Annotated in this window: 19 protein-coding genes; 11 read left to right on the top strand and 8 right to left on the bottom strand. The window is 71.5% G+C overall.

Features of this window, described 5'->3' with window-relative positions; all coding sequences use genetic code 11:
• Window positions 1–83 precede the first annotated feature (83 nt).
• Window positions 84–749, top strand: a complete 666-nt coding sequence (locus OG413_RS20890) for a heme oxygenase (biliverdin-producing) (protein ID WP_266807670.1) — start codon at window positions 84–86, stop codon at window positions 747–749.
• A 35-nt stretch (window positions 750–784) separates the two neighbouring features.
• Here the strand turns inward: OG413_RS20890 and OG413_RS20885 are convergent, their stop codons facing one another.
• From OG413_RS20885 to OG413_RS20875, 3 genes are all read right to left on the bottom strand, one after another.
• Window positions 785–1456 (bottom strand): PhzF family phenazine biosynthesis protein, encoded by a 672-nt coding sequence (locus OG413_RS20885; protein WP_266807669.1) that lies wholly within the window; start codon window positions 1454–1456, stop codon window positions 785–787.
• A 104-nt stretch (window positions 1457–1560) separates the two neighbouring features.
• Window positions 1561–3162, bottom strand: coding sequence for an HtaA domain-containing protein (locus OG413_RS20880; protein WP_266807667.1), 1602 nt, complete (start codon window positions 3160–3162; stop codon window positions 1561–1563).
• Between the two features lie 248 nt (window positions 3163–3410).
• Window positions 3411–4814 (bottom strand): HtaA domain-containing protein, encoded by a 1404-nt coding sequence (locus OG413_RS20875; RefSeq protein WP_266807665.1) that lies wholly within the window; start codon window positions 4812–4814, stop codon window positions 3411–3413.
• A gap of 144 nt (window positions 4815–4958) precedes the next feature.
• On the opposite strand from OG413_RS20875, the gene OG413_RS20870 reads away from it, so the two are divergent.
• From OG413_RS20870 to OG413_RS20840, 7 genes are all read left to right on the top strand, one after another.
• On the top strand, window positions 4959–6035 hold the full coding sequence (locus OG413_RS20870) for a hemin ABC transporter substrate-binding protein (protein ID WP_266807663.1): 1077 nt from the start codon (window positions 4959–4961) through the stop codon (window positions 6033–6035).
• Window positions 6032–7204 (top strand): iron ABC transporter permease, encoded by a 1173-nt coding sequence (locus OG413_RS20865; RefSeq protein WP_266807661.1) that lies wholly within the window; start codon window positions 6032–6034, stop codon window positions 7202–7204. The genes OG413_RS20870 and OG413_RS20865 overlap by 4 nt, the downstream gene beginning before the upstream one ends.
• Window positions 7201–8040 (top strand): heme ABC transporter ATP-binding protein, encoded by an 840-nt coding sequence (locus OG413_RS20860; RefSeq protein WP_266807659.1) that lies wholly within the window; start codon window positions 7201–7203, stop codon window positions 8038–8040. The genes OG413_RS20865 and OG413_RS20860 overlap by 4 nt, the downstream gene beginning before the upstream one ends.
• Window positions 8041–8231: 191 nt before the next feature.
• Window positions 8232–9368: an iron uptake system protein EfeO gene (efeO, locus tag OG413_RS20855; RefSeq protein WP_266807657.1), complete on the top strand. Its 1137-nt coding sequence runs from the start codon at window positions 8232–8234 to the stop codon at window positions 9366–9368.
• A 25-nt stretch (window positions 9369–9393) separates the two neighbouring features.
• Window positions 9394–10677 (top strand): iron uptake transporter deferrochelatase/peroxidase subunit, encoded by a 1284-nt coding sequence (efeB, locus tag OG413_RS20850; RefSeq protein WP_266807635.1) that lies wholly within the window; start codon window positions 9394–9396, stop codon window positions 10675–10677.
• 35 nt (window positions 10678–10712) lie between these two features.
• Window positions 10713–11681: an iron uptake transporter permease EfeU gene (gene efeU / locus OG413_RS20845; protein WP_266807634.1), complete on the top strand. Its 969-nt coding sequence runs from the start codon at window positions 10713–10715 to the stop codon at window positions 11679–11681.
• The gene (locus tag OG413_RS20840; protein WP_266810270.1) at window positions 11569–12552 is read left to right on the top strand and encodes a hypothetical protein; all 984 of its coding nucleotides are present in this window, start codon (window positions 11569–11571) and stop codon (window positions 12550–12552) included. The genes efeU and OG413_RS20840 overlap by 113 nt, the downstream gene beginning before the upstream one ends.
• Window positions 12553–12621: 69 nt before the next feature.
• On the opposite strand, the gene OG413_RS20835 is transcribed toward OG413_RS20840, so the two are convergent.
• A complete protein-coding gene (locus OG413_RS20835; RefSeq protein WP_266807633.1) occupies window positions 12622–13368 on the bottom strand; it encodes a bifunctional DNA primase/polymerase in 747 nt (248 codons plus the stop codon).
• A 139-nt stretch (window positions 13369–13507) separates the two neighbouring features.
• A complete protein-coding gene (locus OG413_RS20830; RefSeq protein ID WP_266807631.1) occupies window positions 13508–14194 on the bottom strand; it encodes a TetR/AcrR family transcriptional regulator in 687 nt (228 codons plus the stop codon).
• 192 nt (window positions 14195–14386) lie between these two features.
• On the opposite strand from OG413_RS20830, the gene ddaH reads away from it, so the two are divergent.
• Window positions 14387–15202, top strand: a complete 816-nt coding sequence (gene ddaH, locus OG413_RS20825) for a dimethylargininase (RefSeq protein WP_266807629.1) — start codon at window positions 14387–14389, stop codon at window positions 15200–15202.
• Between the two features lie 4 nt (window positions 15203–15206).
• Here ddaH and OG413_RS20820 read toward each other — a convergent pair whose 3' ends face one another.
• Window positions 15207–16202, bottom strand: coding sequence for a small ribosomal subunit Rsm22 family protein (locus tag OG413_RS20820; RefSeq protein WP_266807627.1), 996 nt, complete (start codon window positions 16200–16202; stop codon window positions 15207–15209).
• 152 nt (window positions 16203–16354) lie between these two features.
• On the opposite strand from OG413_RS20820, the gene OG413_RS20815 reads away from it, so the two are divergent.
• Complete coding sequence (locus OG413_RS20815; protein ID WP_266807625.1) at window positions 16355–17674, top strand: hypothetical protein; 1320 nt, start codon at window positions 16355–16357, stop codon at window positions 17672–17674.
• Window positions 17675–17824: 150 nt separating this feature from the next.
• Here OG413_RS20815 and OG413_RS20810 read toward each other — a convergent pair whose 3' ends face one another.
• Entirely contained in the window at window positions 17825–19156 is a 1332-nt protein-coding gene (locus tag OG413_RS20810; protein ID WP_266810269.1) for a multidrug effflux MFS transporter, read from the bottom strand.
• Between the two features lie 81 nt (window positions 19157–19237).
• Between OG413_RS20810 and OG413_RS20805 the strand changes: the two genes are divergently transcribed.
• Window positions 19238–20254, top strand: coding sequence for a Gfo/Idh/MocA family protein (locus tag OG413_RS20805; protein WP_266807623.1), 1017 nt, complete (start codon window positions 19238–19240; stop codon window positions 20252–20254).
• Window positions 20255–20335: 81 nt separating this feature from the next.
• Here the strand turns inward: OG413_RS20805 and OG413_RS20800 are convergent, their stop codons facing one another.
• Window positions 20336–22003 carry an alkaline phosphatase gene (locus OG413_RS20800; RefSeq protein WP_266807621.1) on the bottom strand — a complete coding sequence of 556 codons (1668 nt, stop codon included), beginning with the start codon at window positions 22001–22003 and terminating at the stop codon, window positions 20336–20338.
• Window positions 22004–22086 lie beyond the last annotated feature (83 nt).

The raw sequence follows: 22086 nt of genomic DNA, 5'->3' as shown, positions 1-22086 counted from the left end.
GCCCGCACGCGTTGCGGCGGCGACTGCCGGTATTTTCCGTCTGTCATCGGACTTCCCGTCCCCTCGGTCCCCGGAGGCCCGCCTTGGACGCAACCGCCACCGCCACCCCCTTCTCGACGCTCATCCGCACCGCGTCTCACGAGCAGCACGTCGAGGCGGAGACCTCGACCTTCATGAGCGACATGCTCGGCGGACGGCTCGGAGTGGACGCGTACACGCGCTACACCGAGCAGCTGTGGTTCGTCTACCGCGCGCTGGAGGAGGGCGCGGAGGCGCTCCGCGCCGACCCGGTCACCGGCCCGTTCATACAGTCCGAGCTGATGCGCCGTGCGGAGCTGGAGCGGGATCTGGCGCATCTGGCGGGCCCCGGCTGGCGCGAGGGCCTGGAGCCGCTGCCGGCGACCGCCGCGTACGCCGACCGGGTCGCCGAGTGCGCCCGTACCTGGCCCGCGGGCTACATCGCGCACCACTACACCCGGTACCTCGGTGACCTCTCGGGCGGCCAGATCATCCGTGACACGGCGGAGAAGACCTGGGGCTTCGCGCGCAAGGGTGACGGCGTGCGGTTCTACGTCTTCGAGGAGATCCCCAACCCGGCCGCGTTCAAGCGGGGTTACCGCGAGCTGCTGGACGCGGTGAACGCGGACGACCTGGAGAAGCAGCGCATCATCGACGAGTGCAAGCGCGCCTTCGCGCTGAACACCGCGGTGTTCCAGGAGCTGGGCGAGGTCTTCCCGCTCAGCGCGTAGATCCTCGCGCTCGGGCGCGGAGCAGGACCCGTGGCTCAGCCGCGAACGGCCAGCAGGACGCGGCCCCCGATCTCCACCGTGCCGTCCGGCGCGGGTGCTGTGAGGATCTGGGAGCCGCGTCCTTGTCTGATGTTCAGCGCCCGGCCGAGCCGCGCGCTGAGCAGCAGGGCCGCCGCCCCGGTTGCCTCGTCCTCCACGATCCCGTCGCCGCGGCGCGGGAACGCCCTCGCCCGGACCCGGCCCGCCGCCTCGTCCTCCCAGGCCCACACGTAGACCCAGCCCTCGCCGGGCGGCGGTCCGGTCAGCGCCTCGACCTCGGCGGCGGATCCGTACCGCTCCAGGATGCGCGGCGGTGCCCATGCGGGGCGGGCGGTGATCCAGGTGAACTCACCGTCCTGCCGGGCGAACACGTCCCCGACCGCCAGTTCCAGGACCTCCAGGTCCAGCAGCCAGGCGGTGCCGACCAGCGGGTGTCCGGCGAACGGCAACCGCAGCCCCGGCGTGTAGATCTCGACGCGCCCGCGCTCCGGATCATCGACGAACACGGTCTCGCTGAAGCCGAGCCGCCGGGCCAGTTCCTGCCGGGACGCCTCGTCGGGATGACCGCTCCCGTCCCGTACGACGCCGAGGGCGTTGCCGTGCCGGCCGTCCGGGCCGCAGAACACCCGTAGTACGTCGATGCCCGCGGGTACGTCGAAGTCGTTCACGTGCGCATTCAAGCACCGTGCGGGCGCCCTCGACCCCGCCAGGGCCGTACCGGTGGCGTATCGCCGGTACGGCCCTGACGGGGCTGGGACGTGTGCTGGACGGATCAGACGGTACGGCGGCGGCGCGACGCGATCACGACTCCGGCACCGGCCGCCACGACGACGCCCGCGGCGGCGAACAGGGCGCCGGTCGGGAGGTCGGAGCCGGTGGAGGCCAGCGCTCCCGCGCCGCCCACCGTGCCGCCGCCACCGACCGCGCCGCCGGTGGTGGAGGAACCGGTGTCGGAGCCGCCGGTGGTGGAGGAGCCCGTACCACCGGCGTAGCCCGAACCGGCCGCGCCGCCCGAGCCGCCCGGCAGCTGGGCGTTCTTGTCGAGGGCGACCGCGACGGTCAGTGCGTCGAGCCGCTCGCCCTTGGCGTACATGCCGCCGAATGCCTTGGTGCCGTCGGCGGTGAGGGTCGCCGGGATGCCCGAGAGGTTCACGACGCCGTCCTTCGCGGTGAGGGCACCGGCGGGCAGCTTCAGGTCGGCGACGGACAGATCGGTGTACCGAGTGACCTTCTTGGTCTCCCGGTCCTTGGTCGAGACATCGGCGATCAGCTTGCCGGAGGTCCCGTTCGCCCGGATCTCCAGGTTGGCGAGCGAGAGGTCGAGCGTGTAGGCGTCGCCCTCCTTGTGGCCCAGGAAGCGGACCTTGCCGTCGAACTCGGCGTCGAGCGTCTTCTTGCCGGCGTCGAAGCGTCCGGTGGCGCCGCCGAAGCGGTACCCGTCGCCGGAGGCGGTGGCGCCGCCGCTCGTCTCGGCCTTGCCGTGCGCGATCGGGCCGGTGACGTACGTGCGGAAGGACTTCTTGACGCCCCAGTTCAGGGTTCCGTCGAGGACCGCGCCCGGGTTCGTGACCGGCGCGGTGGCGGTGGAGGACGGCTTCGCCGTCGGCTTCCCGGTCGGCGGCGTGGTGGGCTTCCCGGTCGGCTTTTCGGTGGGCTTCCCGGTGGGCTGCTCCGTGGGCTTCCCGGTCGGCTTCCCCGTCGGCGGGACGGTGGGCTTCCCGGTCGGCGGCGCGGCGACCGCCTTCACCGTGAGCGTGGCCGGGTCGAGGGCGTCACCCTCCTTGTACTGGCCGTTGAACGCCTCGGAGCCCGCCTTCGTCAGCGTGGCCGGGATGTCCTTGAAGACCATCGCACCGCCCGCGCCCTGCCCCGGCCGCACGGCCGACAGGTCCAGGGCGGCGACGGCGACGTCGTTCTTGGTGCCCTCGGGGGTCTTCACATCGGCGGTGATCGCGCCGCCCTTGCCGGCCGTGGAGAGCTTCACGTCCGAGAGCGTGATGTCCAGGGCGCCCTTGTGGGCGTAGAAGTTGACCCCGCCCTCGAAGGCCGTGTCGGTGCCGTGGGTGGTCATGTCGTAGGTGCCCTTGCCGTTGACAAAGGTGAACACACCGTTGCCCGCGGCCTGCTCGGCGCCGCCCGTGACCGTGATCCTGCCCCCCGAGAACGGGGAGGCGAGGTACTTGCGGAAGGACTCCTTGAAGCCCCAGTCCAGCGTGCCGTCCTTCAGTTCCATCGTCGGGGCCGCGGCTGCGGCGGCCCCGTCCTTGGCCGCGGTGCTGTCGGCGGCGAGCGCGGGGAGGGCGAAGGTCGCGCCCAGGGCGGCTGCCGTGGCGACGGCGGCGGCGAGGGCTATGGGGCGGCGGGTGGCTGCCATGGTGGTGGGTCTCCTTGGTCGGGAAGGGGGTGCGGGAGAACGGGGAGAGGGGAGAAAAGGGAGGAAGGGGGGCGGGGGTGACCTGCGGGGGCCACGAGGCCGTAAAGGTCCTACGGAGCTACGGACTTCGGAGCTACGGGGCGGTGAGAGCTATGGGGACTGTGTGAGCGGCGGAGGCTGCGGGACCGTGAAAGGTGCGGGGCCGCGGGGACCGGGAGGAGGAGCGGGGACCAGGAGAGGTGCGGGGGCTAGGAGGTCCGGCCGGATCGGCGGCGGCCGACCGCGTACAGCACACCGGCCGCCGCGACGAGCACCGCGCCGCCGCCGATGGCGAGATACGTTCCGGTGCCCGTGCCCGGGTCCGCTGCGGCTGCCACCGGCGCGGTGGAGGCCGCGGCCTTCTTCGCGGGCCCTGCGGAGGGCTTCGCCTCGCTGCCCAGGTCGGGCAGGGCGGGCAGTTGTGCCTTCTCGTCGACGGCGACGGCGAGCGACACCGGGTCCATCGCGGTACCCGCCTTGTACATGCCGCCGAACGCCTCGGCACCGTCCGCGGTGAGGGTCGCGGGCGCCTCGGTGAGGGCGGCGAGCCCGTTCTTCGGCGCGAAGTCCCCGGCGGTGAAGGTGATCAGCGGGACGTCCTCGCGGGTGGTGCCCCCGCTCGTGACATCCGCCGAGAGCGTGCCCTTGCCCGAGGCCACCTCGACGGCGATCCCGGCCAGCTTCAGGTCGAGTTCATGTGCGCCGGTGAAGCGGACGCTGCCCGTGAACCCGGCGTCCAGGGTCTGCTTCTTCGCGTCGTACGTGCCCTTGCCCGCCGGGAAACGGAACAACGCCCCGCCGTCCCGGGCACCGTCGGCCAGGGACCACTTCCCCTGGCCGATGTCCCCGGTGACGTACTCGCGGAAGGTACGGCGTACGCCCCAGTCGACGGCGGCGTCCTCGAAGCGGCCCGCCTTCTCCCTCTTGTCGGCCGGCTTCTTCGGGGACGACGGCGTGGAGGACTTCGGGTCGTCCCGCTTCGCGGCGGGACCGGTCGTGTCGACGGAGAGGCTGATCGGGTCGAGGGGTGTACCGGCCGTGTAGTAACCGGCGAACGCCTTGGCGCCCCGCGAAGTCAGCGTCGCCGGGACGTTGTTGAGGGCGATGGGGGTGGAGCCGCCCTTCATGTCGATCCCGGAGAGCCCGAGCGTGGCGAGCGGGACCTGGGCGGCGGAGGTGACCCGGCCGCTCCCCCGCTCCTTGCTGACCATGTCGGCGTAGACGGTGCCGCCGCCCCCGCTGATCCTGACGGTGGGCCGGCTGATGGTGAGGTCGAGCTCGTTACCGCCGCCGGCCTTCTTGTGGCCGGTGAAGTGCACCCCGCCCGAGAAGCCGGAGCTGAGGGCGCCGCTCGACGGGTCGTAGGAACCAGTGGCGGAGTGGAAGCGGAACTGACTTCCGCCGACCGTGGCGGCGCCTCCGGTCAGGCTCCAACTACCGCCCGCGATGGGCCCGGTGACGTAGCTCTGGAAGGAGGACTTGATGCCCCAGTCCAGTCGGCCGCCCTGCACCGTGCGGCTCGCCGCTTGCGCGGAGGAGGCCGGGAGCAGCGCTCCGGGCAACACCGCGAGGAGCGCTACGGCGAGCGCACGGGCAGATCGGGACGGCAGCATGAGGACCCCTCCGAGGTCTAGCGAGTGAGGTAAGGCTAACCTAAGCTAAGTTCAGCTGATGCCGGAACCCCTTCCTCCGCATAGTTCGCAGGACCTCATGAAGAACCATCAACCGCACACCTCGGAACGACAGGACGGTGCCCCGTGCGCTTCTCGCAGGACTACGCCCCGAGGGGACCTCGCGGGCACGCCCCCGGCCGGGTGGGCGCCGCCCTCACCGCCGTCGTGGCCCTCGCGCTGGTCCTGACCGGCTGCGTCGGTACGGCAGGGCCCGCCGGCGGAGCCTCCGCCGGGGCTGCCGGGTCCGGCACCCCTGCCGCGACCGTCGACCGGGTCGAGCCCCTCGCGACCGCGCCCGCACCACGGATGCCGGTGACGGTGCGGTCGGCGGACGGTGCCGATGTCACCCTCACCTCCACCGACCGGATCGTGCCGCTGACCGGCTCCCTGAGCGAGATCGTCTTCACGCTCGGGTTCGGCGAACAGGTGGTGGCCCGCGACATCACCGCCACGTTCGAACAGGCCGAGAAGCTGCCCGTGGTGACGCGCGCCCATGACGTCTCGGCGGAGAGCGTGCTCTCGCTGAGGCCCACCGTGGTCCTCGCGGACACCACGACGGGACCGAGCGAGGCGATCGGCCAGATCCGTGACGCCGGTATCCCGCTGGTGGTCGTCGACGCGGCCAAGGAACTCGCCGATGTCGGCCGCCGGATCGACACCGTGGCCGCCGCGCTGGGTGTGCCCTCCTCGGGTACCGAACTGAGGACACGCACCCAGGCCCGTATCGACGCCGTGCAGAAGTCCGTCCCCGCCCACGAGGACGGAAAGAAGCCCCGGGTCGCGTTCCTCTATCTGCGGGGATCGGCCTCCGTCTATCTGCTGGGCGGCCGGGAGTCGGGAGCGAGTTCGCTGCTGGAGGCGGCGGGCGCCGTCGACGCCGGGAAGGCGTCCGGGCTGGAGAAGGACTTCACCGCCATCACCAGTGAGGCGCTCGCCAAAGCCGCGCCCGACGCGATCCTGGTGATGAGCAAGGGACTCACGTCGGTCGGCGGGGTCGACGGGCTGGTGAAGATCCCCGGCGTCGCCGAGACCCCGGCCGGACTGGACCGCCGGATCGTCTCGATCGACGACGGCGTCCTGCTGAACTACGGGCCCCGCACGGACCGGGTGCTCGCCGAACTCGTGGAGCAGCTCTACCCGAAGGGCGGGAAGGGCAAGTGACCACCTCGTACGGAGAACGCGCCGAAGCCACCGCGGCGCACGACACCCCGGCCGCGCCCCCGCCCCCGGACGCACGCCGAGCCCCGGCCGCACCTGGGACCCCAACCGCTCCACCGGCCCCGAAGGGCGGCGCCAGGGCCACGCGCGGCAACGCGTTCACGCTCACCGTCGGGCTGTCGCTCGCCCTGCTCGCCGGTGCTCTGCTCTCCGCCGGACTCGGCGCGTACAGCATTCCCCTCGACGATGTCCTCGCCTCCGTCCAGCACCGGATCGGGCTCGGCGGCCACGCGCTGGACCGGGTCGGCGAGAGCGTCCTGTGGAACGTACGGCTGCCCCGGGTCGTCCTCGCCCTGCTCGTCGGCGCGTCCCTCGGCTGCGCGGGCGCGCTGATGCAGGGCGTGTTCGGCAACCCGCTCGCCGAGCCCGGAGTGATCGGGATCTCCGCGGGCGCGGCGGTCGGCGCGGTCGCCTCGATCTCGCTGGGCCTCAGCTTCTTCGGCAACTGGACCATCACCGTCTGCGCGTTCGTCGCCGGGCTCGTGACCGTCCTGCTCGTGTACGCGCTGTCGCGCTCCGGCGGCCGGACCGAGGTCGTGACGCTGATCCTCACCGGGATCGCAGTCAACGCCTTCGCGGGCGCGCTGATCGGCCTGTTCATCTTCTTCGCGGACAACGCGCAGGTCAGCCAGATCACCTTCTGGCAGCTCGGCTCGCTGGCCCAGGCCACCTGGCCCAAGGTGCTCGCCGTACTGCCGTGTGCGGCGCTCGGCCTGATCGTCGCGCCGTTCTACGCCCGCAAACTGGATCTGCTCGCGCTCGGCGAACGGCCCGCCCGGCACCTGGGGGTGGATGTCGAGCGGCTGCGGGTCGTCCTGGTCCTCGTCGTGGCGCTGCTGACCGCCGCCGCGGTCGCCGTCGCCGGGATCATCTCCTTCGTCGGCCTGCTCGTGCCGCATCTGCTGCGGATGGCGAACGGCCCCGGGCACCGCTTCCTCGTACCGGGCAGCGCGCTGGGCGGTGCGCTGGTGCTGGTGGTGGGCGATCTCGCGGCCCGGACCGTGGCCGCCCCCGCCGAGCTGCCGCTCGGTGTGCTGACCGCGCTCTTCGGCAGCCCGTTCTTCTTCTGGCTGCTGCGCAGGACCCGTCGTAAGCAAGGTGGTTGGGCATGAGGATGCCGAGAAATCCGTTCGCGGTACGCGGCCGTCGGCTGCCCGTCCCCGTCGCCCCCGGTTCGCCGGTCGCCGAAGCCGTCGCCCTGTCCGTCCGGCTGGGGCAGCGGCCGGTGCTCGACTCCATCGATCTGACCGCCCACGCGGGCGAGGTGGTGGCACTCGTCGGTCCGAACGGCGCCGGCAAGTCGACGCTGCTGGCGGCCCTGGCCGCCGATCTGCCCGCCGGGACCGGCGAGGTCCGCGTCGACGGCCGCCCGGTCACCGAGTGGTCGGCGCCCGAACTGGCCCTGCGCCGCTCGGTGCTGCCGCAGTCCGCCGTGCTGTCCTTCCCCTTCCCGGTCGAGGACGTCGTACGGATGGGGCGGGCGCCCTGGGCGGGCACGGACCGGGAGGACGAGGACGACGCGGCGGTGGCGGCGGCGATGGCGGCCACCGAGGTCACCGGGTTCGCCGGCCGCCCGTTCTCCGCGCTGTCGGGCGGTGAGCGGGCCCGGGTCGCGCTGGCCCGGGTGCTGGCCCAGCGGGCCCCGCTGCTGCTGCTCGACGAGCCGACCGCCGCGCTCGATCTGCGCCACCAGGAACTGGTGCTGCGGATCTGCCGCGAGCGGGCCGCCGCGGGGGACGCGGTCGTCGTCGTGCTGCACGACCTGGGGCTCGCCGCGGCGTACGCGGACCGGGCCGCGGTGCTGCGCGAGGGGCGGATCGCGGTGACCGGTCCACCGGCCGGGATCTTCACGGGCGAGCTGCTCGGCGAGGTCTACCGGCAGCCGGTGGAGGTGTTCCCGCACCCCCGGACCGGGGTGCCCCTCGTCGTACCGGAACGGACCTCTTGACCAGCACTTGACCTGCGCGTGGGTCGTTCGAGGGTCACCTGTGACCGGCCCGTTCTCCCCCGCGAAGGGTGAGAGCTGAATCACTGCACAGCGGGGTATCGGTCAGGTAAGGCTCGGTTAAGTTAGGTCCGCCTCACCCGACTTTGTCCGGCCCTTTCCTTCCCGTTCTCCTTCCTCTCCGTGGAGCCCGCATGCGAGCCGTTCGTTTCTCCGTCGTCACCGCTGCCGCGACCGTGGCCGCTCTGACCGCCGTCACGGGCTGCGCCGAGAAGAGCGACGGCAAGGCCGACGACGCCGTCCGGGTCGTCGCCAAGGACGACGCCTGCGAGGTCTCGAAGACGAAGCTCCCCGCCGGTCATGTCGAACTGGCCGTGGAGAACAAGGGGTCCAAGGTCACCGAGGTCTATGTGCTCTTCCCGGACGACCGCATCGTGACCGAGCGGGAGAACATCGGCCCCGGCACCAAGGCGAAGATCACCGCCGAGGTGAAGGCCGGTTCGTACGAGATCGCCTGCAAGCCCGGCATGAAGGGCGACGGCATCCGGCAGAAGATCGAGGTCACCGGCGGCACCGCGGCCAAGCGCAGCCCGGAGATGGACAAGGCCGTCGCCGGATACCGCACCTATGTGCAGGCGCAGGCCGACGAGACGCTGCCGAAGGTCAAGGTCTTCACGGACGCGGTGGCCGCGGGCGACATCGAGGCCGCGAAGAAGGCGTACGCCGACTCCCGTATCGGCTGGGAGCGCACCGAGCCGGTCGCCGAGTCGTTCGGCGACATCGACCCGAAGGTCGACGTCCGCGAGGACGGCCTGGAGGACGGCCAGAAGTGGACCGGCTGGCACCGCCTGGAGAAGGCGCTGTGGCAGGACAAGAAGCTGGGCGCCGAGGAGAAGGCGCTGGCCCCGGTCCTCCACAAGGACCTGGTCGACTGGCAGAACCGGGTCGGCAAGGCCGAGATCACCCCGACCTCGATGGCCAACGGCGCCAAGGAGCTCCTCGACGAGGTCGCCACCGGCAAGGTCACCGGTGAGGAGGAGCGCTACAGCCACACCGACCTCGTCGACTTCAAGGCGAACGTCGAGGGCGCGGAGAAGTCGTACGAGCTGCTGAAGCCGATCGCCGCCAAGAACGACGCGGCGCTGACCGCCTCGCTGGACAAGCAGTTCGCGGCGCTGAACACGCTGCTGGACAAGTACCGCGCGGACAAGACGTCCTACGAGTTCACCTCGTACGAGAAGGTCGGCAAGGCGGACCGCAAGGAGCTCTCGGACGCGGTCAACGCGCTCGCCGAGCCGCTGTCCAAGCTGGCCGCCGCGGTCACGAAGTAACCGAGGGTTCGAGGAGGCTCCCGCCATGTCCGAGGACACCCAGAGCACCCCTGAGCCCCGGAGCACCCCTGAGCCGGAGAGCGTCAGCCCCTCCCGCCGCGCCCTGCTGGGCTGGGGCGGTGCCGGGCTGGCGCTCGGCGCCGTCGCGGCGGGCGGCGCGGTCGCCGCGGTGCGCTCCGGCGGGGGCGGCGAGCCCGCCGCGGAGAGCGGGGCCGCGGTGCCGTTCCACGGGGCGCACCAGGCCGGTATCGCCACCGCCGTACAGGACAGGCTGCATTTCGCCGCGTTCGACGTGACGACGAAGGACCCGGCCGAGCTGGCCGCGCTGCTCAAGGAGTGGACGCGGGCCGCGGAGCGGATGACGGCCGGGCGGCCGGTCGGTGACGGGGCGTACGGCGGGCTCGCCGAGGCCCCGCCGGACGACACGGGCGAGGCGCTGGGGCTCCAGCCGTCCCGGCTGACGCTCACCATCGGTTTCGGGCCCTCGCTGTTCGCCGCGGGCCGGTTCGGTCTGGAGGACAAGCGGCCAGAGGCGCTCGTGGATCTGCCCGCGTTCCCCGGGGACAACCTGGACGCCGCCCGCAGCGGCGGCGACCTGTGCGTCCAGGCGTGCGCGGACGACCCGCAGGTCGCGGTGCACGCCATCCGCAACCTCGCCAGGATCGGCATGGGCCGCACCGCGATCCGCTGGTCGCAGCTGGGCTTCGGCAAGACGTCCTCGACGACGCCGGACGCGCAGACCCCGCGCAACATGATGGGGTTCAAGGACGGCACCCGGAACATCTCCGGCACCGACTCCGCCGCGCTGGACAAGCATGTGTGGGTCGGCCCGAAGGACAACGCCGGGTGGATGACGGGCGGTTCGTATCTCGTCGCCCGGCGCATCCGGATGCACATCGAGACCTGGGACCGCGCCCCGCTCCAGGAGCAGGAGGACATCTTCGGCCGGGACAAGGGCGAGGGCGCCCCGGTCGGCAGGTCGAAGGAACGCGACGAGCCGTTCCTGAAGGCGATGCTGCCGAGCGCGCATGTACGCCTGGCCCACCCGGACACGAACGGCGGGGCGACGATCCTGCGCCGCGGCTACTCCTTCACCGACGGTACGGACGGTCTGGGCAGGCTGGACGCCGGTCTGTTCTTCCTCGCCTACCAGCGCGACGTCCGCACGGGTTTCCTTCCGGTGCAGCGCGGCCTCGCGGCGCACGACGCGCTCAACGAGTACATCCAGCACGTGGGTTCGGCGCACTTCGCCGTCCCGCCGGGCGTCCGCGACAAGGACGACTGGTGGGGCCGGGCACTTTTCTCCTGACCGGCGCACGTGACTGACACAGTGGAAGGACCGGCATGTTCGGCAACTATCTGATCGGCCTGCGCGAGGGGCTCGAAGCCAGCCTCGTCGTGTGCATCCTGGTCGCCTACCTCGTCAAGACGGACCGCAGGGACGCGCTGCGCCCGGTGTGGGGAGGCATCGGGATCGCCGTGGCGATCTCGCTGGCCTTCGGCGCCGCGCTGGAGTTCGGCTCGCAGGAGATGACGTTCGAGGCGCAGGAGCTGCTCGGCGGCTCCCTGTCGATCGTCGCCGTCGGCCTGGTGACCTGGATGGTGTTCTGGATGCGGCGCACCGCGCGGCATCTGAAGAAGGAACTGCACGGCAAGCTCGACGCGGCGCTCGCGATGGGCACCGGCGCGCTGGTCGCCACCGCGTTCCTGGCGGTGGGCCGCGAGGGCCTGGAGACCGCCCTGTTCGTGTGGGCGTCGGTGCGGGCCAGTGGCGAGGGGTCCTCCGAGCCGCTGATCGGGGTGCTGTTGGGGATCGCCACCGCCATCGTGCTGGGCTGGCTGTTCTACCGGGGTGCGCTGCGGATCAACCTGGCGAAGTTCTTCACCTGGACCGGCGGGATGCTGGTCGTGGTGGCGGCGGGCGTGCTCGCGTACGGCGTTCATGACCTCCAGGAGGCCGAGTTCCTGGGCGGGCTGCGGAACAAGGCGTTCGACATCAGCGCCACGATTCCGCCGGACAGCTGGTACGGCACGCTGCTGAAGGGCGTGTTCAACTTCCAGCCCGATCCGACCGTGCTTCAGGTCACGGTGTGGGCGCTGTATCTCATCCCCACCCTCGCGCTGTTCCTCGCCCCGGTAGGGTTCGGACGGTCAGTGCGGGCGACGGATCAGAAGGCGCAGAAGGCAACGGATGAGAAGGCTGGGGCGACTGGCGACGGGGCTCGCGACAGCGACGGTGCTGAGCGTGGGCGCGAGCGGCTGCGTGACGGTGCACGGCGAGCTGGAAGTGCTGCCGGGAGCGACGAAGTCTGAGGCCGCACAGGCACTCAAGGACTTCACGGACGCCTACAACAAGGCGGACAAGGCGTACGATCCGGCGCTGGACGCGGACCGGGTGACGGGTTCGCTCGGCGCGATCAATCAGGCGGGCCTGAAGGCGCGGCAGAAGAACAATCCGGACGGCAACACGCATCACTCGCCGCTGGAGCTGACGGATGCCGCGTACACGATCCCGAAGAAGGCCGGCTGGCCGCGCTGGTTCCTCGCGGACACCGATTCCAACCGTGACCGGGACACCGGGAAGCTGGACACCCGCTGGCTCGTGGTGTTCGTGAAGACGGGCCCCGACGCGCTGTGGAAGGCGTCCTATCTGGCGGTCGTCGCTCCGTCCCAGGTCCCGGAGTTCCGCCTGGACGCGGACGGCTTCGCGTCGCCCGCGCAGTCGGGCGACAACGAACTGGCCGTCGCGCCCGAGGACTTGAGCACGACGTACACGGGCTATCTGAAGGACGGCGAGCCGGATGTCTTCGCCCCCGGGTCGACGACCTCGGGCTGGCGGGAGACGCGCAGGACCACGCGCCGGGCGGGTTTCTCGTACCAGTACGTCGACCGGGCGCTGGACAGCGGGACGTACGCACCGCTCGGTCTGGCCACCGAGGACGGCGGGGCCCTGGTCTTCTTCAGCAGCAAGCACTTCGAGCGGCAGACCGCGGCGAAGGGGCTGCGGCCGGAGGTCAACTCGGACGTGGAGGCGCTGCTGACCGGTGAGGTGAGGAGCAGCCTCACCAAGGAGCGGGTCTCCAGCCAGCTGGTGTACGTCCCCCAGCGCGGCGGCGGGGACTCCGGCGGCAAGGTGCGCGTGCTGAACCGGCTGCCGGGTCTGACGTCGGCGCAGGGTTCGTAACGGCCACGAGCGCCGATCCGGCCGCCGATCCGCCCGCCGGTCCGACGGCGGGCGGCCGTGCCACGGCGCTCAGCGGCTCAGCGGCCAGGCCACCGAATCGTGGTCGAGGTCGCTCTGCTCGGCGCTGTGCGCGTAGCTCGCGCAGGCGTCGGTCAGCGTCTCCAGCAGGGTCAGCGGGTCGGGGAGCTCGTGCTCCGGGCCCCGTACCCAGTGCACGTCCAGCTCACCGGGGAGCCGGGCGGGCGGCAGGAGCACATAGCTGCCGCGGCAGTGCCAGCGCAGCCCGGGGTGCTCGTCCATCGTCTCGGGGTGGCAGTCCAGCTCGCAGGGCCACCACTCGTCCTCGTCCGCCGGGGTACCCCGGGTGGCGGTGAAGAAGAGCATCCGGTCCTCACCGGACTGGGCGACGGGGCCGACGTCGATGCCCGCGGCGAGGAGACGCTCCAGAGCTTCCCGGCCGGCGGTCAGCGGGACGTCCAGGACGTCGTGGATCATGCCGGTCGCGGTGATGAAGTTGGCCAGCGGCTGGCTGTCGGCCCAGCGCTCGATCTGTGCGCGGTCGGTGGTCGACTGCGTCTGCCAGGCGAAGGAGATGGGGTGCCGGGCGGGGGTGGGACAGCCGACGCGTTCGCACGAACATCGGTATCCATTGGGATGGGCGGCGGGCGAGATCGGCATGCCCGCCTCGGCGACGGCGAGGAGCAGCGCCACCCGGTCCGTGTCGTCGGCTTCGGCCCGCTGCGGTTTGGGTCGTCGCCGCAGCCACTGGGAGATCCTGCTCTCTGTGCCGCGATAGCGGCCGGAATCGGCGCCCATCTATCCCCTCACCTCAGCGTTACTCATCCATGGTCCCACCATCCTGCGCCTCGGGTGGCCAGAGTTCACCAGCGGGGCCGGGGACCACTGCACCGAGTGAGCACCATCACGCCCGATGTCACCACATACCGGATATCGATCAAGCGTCCGAGGACAGTCCCCGCAGGGCGTGGTCGACGACCGAATCGGCGTAGTCGTGGGTGAGCGGAAGGTAGCTGAGCAGCCAGCGGTGGGCCAGCGGGGCGATCAGCAGCTCCACGGCGACCCGGGGATCGACGTCGGCGCGCACGTGGCCCGCCCGCTGCGCGGCCCGCAGCCGTGTGACATAGAGCCCGATCTGCGGTTCGAGCAGCTTCTCGGCGAATTCGGCGCCCAGCACCGGATCGACGATGCCCTCGGCGGCGAGTGCCCGGGTGGGCGCCTCGGTCACCGGGTCGTTCAGCTCGTCGACGGTGGCCCGCAGTACGGCCTTGAGGTCGGCGGCCAGGTCGCCGGTGTCAGGAATCCCGTACGGCGCCTCGCCCGCCTGTCCCGAAGCCCGCTCCCCCGCCTGGCCCGCCTGGCCCGCCTCGTGTTCGGAAGCCTGCCCGGAAGCCTGCTCCGACAGCCGGTTCTGGAGGTCGAGGTACGCCTCCAGCAGGACGGCCGCCTTGGAGGGCCACCAGCGGTAGATCGTCTGCTTGCCCACTCCGGCGCGGGCGGCGATACCTTCGATGGTCGTCTTCCCGTAGCCGATCTCCCCGACGAGCGCGAGAGCGGCGTCGTGGATCGCCCGGCGGGAGCGGTCGCTGCGGCGACTGGAGTCGGGAGCCTTGTGGGATGCCATCCGGCCAATCTATCGCTCGCAAGTCGATACGTATCGTCTTGTCCGTCCACAGGGCTGTCCCGCGATCCCCGGGTGAACCACCCGATCGGTCAGCTGCGGGATCGGCCCGGCACGGCGCACCATGGGCTCACGCGCAGACCGTGCGTATCCCACCGTTCCGCGGCCCCGGCCGCCGTTCGTGAGGAGCCCCAGTTGAACCGTGACGCCACCCCTCGTCGCTACCTGATGTGCGCCCCTTCCCACTTCAGGGTCACGTACTCCATCAACCCGTGGATGGACCCCTCGAAACCCGTCGACCTGCCGCTGGCGCAGACCCAGTGGGAGGACCTGCGCGACCGCTACCGCGCGCTCGGCCACACCGTCGAGCTGCTCACCCCGCGCCCCGACCTGCCCGACATGGTCTTCGCCGCCAACGGCGCCACCGTGATCGACGGGCGGGTGCTCGGCGCCCTGTTCGCCTACCGGGAGCGGTTCGCGGAGGCCGAGGCCCACCGCGACTGGTTCCGGGAGCACGGCTTCACCGAGATCCTGGAACCGGACCATGTCAACGAGGGCGAGGGCGACTTCGCGGTCACCTCCACGTACCTCCTGGCCGGGCGCGGTTTCCGGTCCAGCCCGCTCTCGCACGACGAGGCCCAGGAGTTCTTCGGGCGGCCGGTCATCGGCCTCGATCTGGTGGACCCGCGCTACTACCACCTGGATACGGCCCTGTGCGTGCTCGACGAGGCGGGCGACGAGATCATGTACTACCCGGGTGCCTTCTCGCCCGGCAGCCGGTCCGTGCTGGCCCGGCTCTTCCCGGACGCGCTGATCGCCCGGGAGGCGGACGCGGCGGCGTTCGGGCTGAACGCGGTCAGCGACGGGCGTCATGTGCTGCTGCCGCAGGCCGCGACGGGGCTGCTGGACCCGCTGCGGGAGCGGGGCTTCGAGCCGGTCCCGATGGACCTGGGCGAGCTGCTCAAGGGCGGCGGCAGCGTGAAGTGCTGCACACAGGAGCTGCGGGGCTGAGGGACTACTCCGTGTCGGCCGGCGGCCAGGCGTCGCCCCAGGCGATGTCCCTGGCCGCCCGGTACAGCTCCCCGTGCCGCTTGGTGACCGTGGAGCGGGCCAGGCCCTCGTCCCGCGTGCACAGCTCCAGCAGCACCTGGCCCTTGCGGATCTGCGGCTTGCGGATGACCCGTGCGGCGACCGGCAGGACGGGGAAACGCGTCGCGACGACGTAGCTGAACTTCTCGTCCTCGTGACTCAGCGAGCCGCCCTTCACCCGCCGGTGCAGCGAGGAGCGGCTGACCCGCGCCGAGAAGTGGCACCAGTCCGTGCCCGGCTCGATGGGGCAGGCGGCGCTGTGCGGGCAGGGTGCCGCCACGGTCAGCCCGGCCGCGATCAGCCGGTCGCGGGCCTCGATGATCCGGGCGTAGCCGTCGGGTGTGCCGGGTTCCACGATCACCACGGCCTGTGCGGCGGCCGCCGCCACGTCGACGAGTTCGGTCCTGGCCAGCTCGGTGAGCTCCTTGAGCACGTAGGAGACGGTCACCAGGTCCGTGGGGGCCAGCTCCAGCGCCGCGCCGATCCTGGCCTTCTCCCAACGGGCGCCGCGCAGCGCCGGGACGCCCGACAGTCCCGCCAGCTCGCGGCCCAGCTCCAGCGCGGGCTCGGCCCAGTCCAGGACGGTCGTCGCCGGCCCCTCCCAGGCCCCGGCGACCGCCCAGCTCGCCGCGCCCGTACCGCCCCCGATGTCGGTGTGGGTGGCGGGCACCCACTCCGGTGCCGCGTCGCACAGCGCGGCGAGGGCGGACCGTACCGCTTCGAAGGTGGCGGGCATCCGGTACGCGGCGTACGCGGCGACGTCCGAGCGGTCACGCAGGACCGGGGCGTCGGTGGGCGTGGTGCCGCGGTAACTGGCGATCAGCCGGTCGACGGCCTGCGCGGCCTGCTTGGGCGGCAGCCCGTCGAGCAGCCCGGCCAGGGCCGAGCGCAGGGATTCCGCGGTGGGGAGGGTGACGTTCACCGGCGAATTGTAGGCGGATGTGGCGGCCCGGCCGTATTCCGCTTCGCCTCCACGGAACCGGTACACAACAGCGACCCGGCCGAACTCCTCATCGTTCCGAGGCTGTTGCTACGCTGACCCGCGCGAGATCAGGATTGTCCATCGGGAGAGCCATGAGACAACGGATTGTGCGGCTGGCCCTGGTCGGTGGGGTGTTCTTTTTCGCCCTGCTGCTCCTGCTGGCGACCTGCGGCGGCGGCAAGAGCGACAAGGACGGAGCCAAGAGCGGCGCCAAGCCGAAGAGATCCGTCCTGCCGAGCGCGGGTCCGGTGACCCGGCTCACCGCCCCGCCCGATTACACGACCGACCGCGGCTGGGAGATCATCGGTTCCTCGCCCGACGTCGCGGTCTCCTACGCGACGGGCCGGCTCGCCTACCTGGAGAAGTCCGCCGAGAACCGCTACCGGCTGCGCACCGTCGACACGGCGACCGGTGAACTGGGGTGGCGCGGCCAGGCCTGGCGACCGCCGGACCCCCTGCACTACCCGAATCTGCTGACCGTCACCAAGAACGACCGGCAGTACTTCGTGACCTGGTCCTACGGGAAGGTCGGCGACGGGCTCTCGCCCTCCGACACCTTCGTCTCCATGGATGTGTACGCGGTGACGGACGGCACCCGGCGGCGTATCGAGGTGCCGTGGTCCGGTTCTCCGGACATCACCGCCACCGGCCCGGACATCGTGATCAGTGACGGCAAGGCGAACAGCGCGCTCGTCGACCCGATCACGGGCACGGTGACGAAGGTCCCCGCCGCGGAGCTGAAGTATCCGAAGGACTGCAAGACCTGCAAGCAGCTCACGGAGGTACGGGGCCAGACCACGCAGGGCCTGCTGGTGAGCGGCGTACGGGAGTTCTGGACGCGCGACGGCTGGTTCAGCCGGAATGTCGCGCCCAAGGGTGTCGACAGGCTCAGCGGTGTTCCGACGTCCGTGACGCCGGGCCAGGTGCTGGCGAAGTGGACGCTCGACAAGAAGTCGAAGCGGGCGGCCACGCACGAGCTGTGGACGGTGCACGACTCGCTGACCGGGAAGCCGCTGGTCTCGGTGGAGTGCCACAAGCCCGCCATAAAGCCCGGCCGTTATCCGCAGGCCGTCCTGTCCCCCTCGGGCGGCTATCTGATCGCCGGGAACCTCGCGTTCGACCTGGAGGCGAAGAAGGGGTTCTGCTTCGAGGACGACGACGGTTCGAGCCATCTGACCCTCGCCACGGTGACGGACGACGGCATCGCCTACGGGGCGACCAACGCGCGTGACGCGTCGGACGCGCTGGCCGGGGGCGGGCTGCCGGTCTCGATGGACTTCACGACCTGGACGACCGACTCGCTGTCGCGCAACGCGCGGCTGCCGGTGGTCGAGACGACCGGGGTCGGGGTGTTCCGCTGGACGGACCGGCAGGAGCGGATCCATCTGATCGGCTACCCGCGCGGGGACTGACGCACGGCGACCGACGCACGGCCGCTGATACACGGCGATACACGGCGACCGATGCACGGAAACCCGGCCCGGGAGCTCCCCGGGCCGGGTTCCGCTTTCCCCCGGGCCGGGGTTCCGCTCTCGCGGGGACCGCTCGCCCTGCGGGCTGTCTCAGAGGCCACCCGCCTCGCGGCCCTGCCGCTGCCACGGCCGGCACAGGCCGAGGAAGCAGGTCACGGCCGCCACCGCGCACACCACCTGCACGACCGCCATCGGAACGGCCGTCCGCTCGCCCGCGATGCCGACCAGGGGCGAGGCGATGGCACCGATCAGGAACGAGGACGTACCGAGCAGCGCGGAGGCGGAACCCGCCGCGTGCTTGGTGCGCATCAGGGCCTGGGCGTTGGTGTTCGGCATCGCGAGGCCCATCGCCGACATCAGTACGAAGAGCCCGGCCGCGATCGGCACGAGGCCCACCTCGCCGAAGACGCCGGTCGTCATGAGCAGCAGCGCCACGGCGGACAGCACGATGACGACGAGGCCGAAGCCGAGCACCTTGTCCAGGCTGATCCGGCCCACCAGCACCTTGCCGTTGATCTGGCCGACGATGATCAGGCCGATCGAGTTGAGCCCGAAGAGCAGGCTGAAGGTCTGCGGGGAGGCCCCGTAGATCTCCTGCACGACGAACGGGGACGCCGAGATGTAGGCGAAGAGGACCGCGAAGGCGAGACCTCCCGTGACCATGTAGCCGGTGAAGACCCGGTCGGCGAGCAGCCCGCGCATGGTGCGCAGCGCGTCGGCCACTCCACCGGTGTGGCGCTCGGCGGGCGGCAGCGTCTCGTGGAGCCACTTCCAGACGACGAGGGTGAGCAGGACACCGACGACGGTGAGCACGACGAAGATGCCGCGCCAGTCGGTGATCCGCAGGACCTGCCCGCCGATCAGCGGGGCGATGATCGGGGCGACCCCGGAGATCAGCATCAGGGTGGAGAAGAACCGGGCCATCTCCACGCCGTCGTAGAGGTCCCGCACCACCGCCCTGGCGATCACGATACCGGCCGCGCCCGCCAGGCCCTGGAGGAGGCGGAAGCCGATGAGGAGTTCCGCGGTGGGTGCCAGCGCGCAGATCGCGGTGGCGAAAACGTAGATGACCATGCCGAGGAGCAGCGGCCTGCGCCGTCCCCAGCGGTCGCTCATCGGTCCGACGACGAGCTGGCCGAGCGCCATGCCGGCCAGGCACGCGGTCAGCGTGAGCTGGACGGTCGCGGCGGGGGCGTGCAGGGCGTCGGTGACCTCGGGCAGGGCCGGGAGGTACATGTCCATGGAGAGGGGCGGCAGCGCGGTGAGCCCGCCGAGGACCATGGTGACCAGCAGCCCGGTTCGCCGGGTCGCTGTGGCCCCGGGGACCGGGGCGGTGGGAAGGGGACCTGGACCGGTTTCGGCTCCGGTCCGGGTCATGGGTATGTGCTCTTGCTGGGCCCGGCTTCCGCCGCTGTCCGGCATTCTCATCTCCACATCGTTGAATCCGCATCTATGCTCTCAGCTCAACCGGAGTGGTCGATACCTTTTTCTGTGGGGGCGGGCATGAGCAGGACTGTGCGATGGGGCGTACTGGCGACGGGCGGCATCGCCGCGAGCTTCACGGCGGATGTCCAGGCGATGCCGGACGCGGAAGTGGTCGCGGTGGCCTCCCGTACGGACGCCTCGGCGAAGGCGTTCGCCGAACGGTTCGGGATCGAGCGGGCCTACGGCAGCTGGGCGGAGCTGGTCGCCGACGACGGCGTCGACATCGTGTACGTGGCCACCCCGCACTCCGCGCACCGGGAGGCGGCCGGGCTCGCCCTGGAGGCCGGGAAGCACGTGCTGTGCGAGAAGGCGTTCACGCTCAACACCCCGCAGGCCGAGGAGCTCGTCGCGCTGGCCCGGGAGCGCGGGCTGTTCCTGATGGAAGCCATGTGGACGTACTGCAACCCGGTGATCCGGCGGATGACCGAGCTGGTGCGGGACGGTGCCATCGGTGAGATCCGCACGGTGCAGGCCGACTTCGGGTTCGCGGGCGACTTCGGTCCCGGGCACCGGCTGCGGGATCCGGCGCTGGGCGGGGGCGCGCTGCTGGACCTGGGGGTCTACCCGGTGTCGTTCGCGCAGCTGCTGCTGGGCGAGCCGGACCGGGTGCGGGCCGACGCGCTGCTGTCCCCGGAGGGCGTCGATCTGAACACCGGGATGCTGCTGGGCTGGGACTCGGGGGCCACCGCCCTGCTCGCCTGCTCGATCGTCGGGCACCACCCGACGGCGGCCACCGTCATCGGCACGGCCGGGCGGATCGACTTCCCGGACAGCTTCTTCTACCCGAGCCGCTTCGTGCTGCACCGGGCGGGCGCGGAACCCGAGGAGATCACCACGGGGCCGGGGCCGCAGGGCCTGACCGGTCTGCAGTACGAGGCGGCCGAGGTGATGCGCGCGGTGCGGGCGGGCGAGACCGAGTCGCCGCTGGTGCCGCTGGACGGTTCGCTGGCCGTGATGCGGACGCTCGACGCGGTACGTGACCGCATCGGCGTCCGCTATCCGGCGGACGCGCATCCGGCGGACGCGCGGAACTGACCCCGTACCGCTCGCGGGGCCGCTCCGCGCCGCCCTGTTCGCCGGGAGGCCGGTGACCGGCCGGACAAGAAGCCGTACGCCTTACGCGGGCGTGAGCCCCGGGTTCCCTGCCTCGGTGACGAAGGAGCCCGCGGTGGTGAGGGGCGCCCCGGGGGTGGTGACGGCCGACACCGTACGGAAGTCGGCGCGTGCCGCCTTCGTGCCGAGGGTAATGCGCGCGTAGCCGCGGCGCCCGTTGTAGAACTTCATGTGCGGGTTGGCCCGCGTCTGGTTGTTCCAGTTGGCCGGCTTGTCCGAGCCGTCCTTGCCGCTGGCGATGGACGTGGCGACGATCTCCGTGCCGATGGTGCGGGAGGACGGGTCGTCGAAGTCCTGCTTGAGATCGAAGCCGTAGCCGACGTGCACATCGCCGGTCAGCACCATCAGGTTGTCGACCCCGGCGGCCGCCGCGCCGTTCAGGAGCCGCTGCCGGGAGGCCGGATAGCCGTCCCACGAGTCCATGGACAGCTTGAAGGCGTCGGTCGGAACGTCGCGTCGCCGCGCGAAGGTGACCTGCTGCGGTACGACGTTCCAGGTGGCCCGCGAGGCGTGCCAGCCGTCGATCAGCCAACGTTCCTGGGCGGCGCCCGTCATGGTGCGGGTGGGATCCTCGGACTCCGGTCCGGGGACCTTCCAGCCGTCCCCGTACGCCTGGTTGCTGCGGTACTGGCGGGTGTCGAGGATGTCGAACTGGGCGAGCCGGCCGAACTGCAGGCGGCGGTAGAGCCGCATGTCGGGACCGGTGGGCCGCTGCGGGGAGCGCAGCGGCTGATTCTCCCAGTACGCGCGGTAGGCGGCGGCCCTGCGCAGCAGGAACTCCTCCGGCGGGACGTCGTTCTCCGGGGTCCCGCCCGCGTAGTTGTTCTCGGTCTCGTGGTCGTCCCAGGTGACGACGAAGGGGTGCGCGGCGTGGGCGGCCCGCAGGTCGGGGTCGGACTTGTAGAGGGCGTACCGCAGCCGGTAGTCCTCCAGCGTGACCGTCTCGCGGTTGTAGTGCGCCGGGAGCTTGCGGTCGGTGTAGTCGCGGGCGCCGCCGGTCGCGGTGACCGCGTACTCGTAGAGGTAGTCGCCGAGGTGGAAGACCACGTCGACGTCCTCCTGGGCGAGGTGCTTGTACGCGGTGAAGTAGCCGTCGTGGTACGCCTGGCAGGAGACCGCGGCCAGGGTCAGCGAGCTGTTGCGGGCGGTGCGGGCGGGTGCGGTGCGGGTCCGGCCGACCGGGCTGATCCAGCCGCCGGCCCGGAAGCGGTAGTAGAGGGTGCGGTCGGAGGCGAGGCCCTTGATGTCCGCGCGGACGCTGTGGGCGAACTCCGGGTGGGCGGTGACCGAGCCGCGCCTGACGATGCGGCGGAAGCGTTCGTCGCGGGCCACTTCCCACATGACCTGGACGCGGACGGCGGGCAGTCCGCCGCCGGGCTCGTAGGGGCGCGGCGCGAGTCTCGTCCAGAGCAGGACGGAGTCGGGCAGCGGGTCGCCGGAGCCGACGCCGAGGGTGAAGGGGTCCTCGGTGATGCGCCGTGCGTCGAGTTCGGCGGCGCTCGCGACGCCCGCGGAGGGCAGGTTCACCGCGAAGGCGAGCGCGGCGGCGGCGCCGGTGGCGGTGAGGAGGCGACGACGGCCGACGCCCTCCTTGAGGTGGCGGGCCGCGGCGCGGAGTTCCGCGGAATGGCTCTGCTGACCGGGCGCGGTACTGAACGGTGCGGGTGTCATGTGCCCCTCCCCTGACGGCTGTTGTCAGAATCATTGGAGTGCGGGGGGACGACCTGTCGTTGTCGGGTACACAACATTCTCAT

The organism is Streptomyces sp. NBC_01433 (genome assembly GCF_026340105.1).
Taxonomy (GTDB): Bacteria; Actinomycetota; Actinomycetes; order Streptomycetales; family Streptomycetaceae; genus Streptomyces.
The sequence above is the reverse complement of the archived record's forward strand: the minus strand, read 5'-3'. Positions and strand labels throughout refer to the sequence as shown.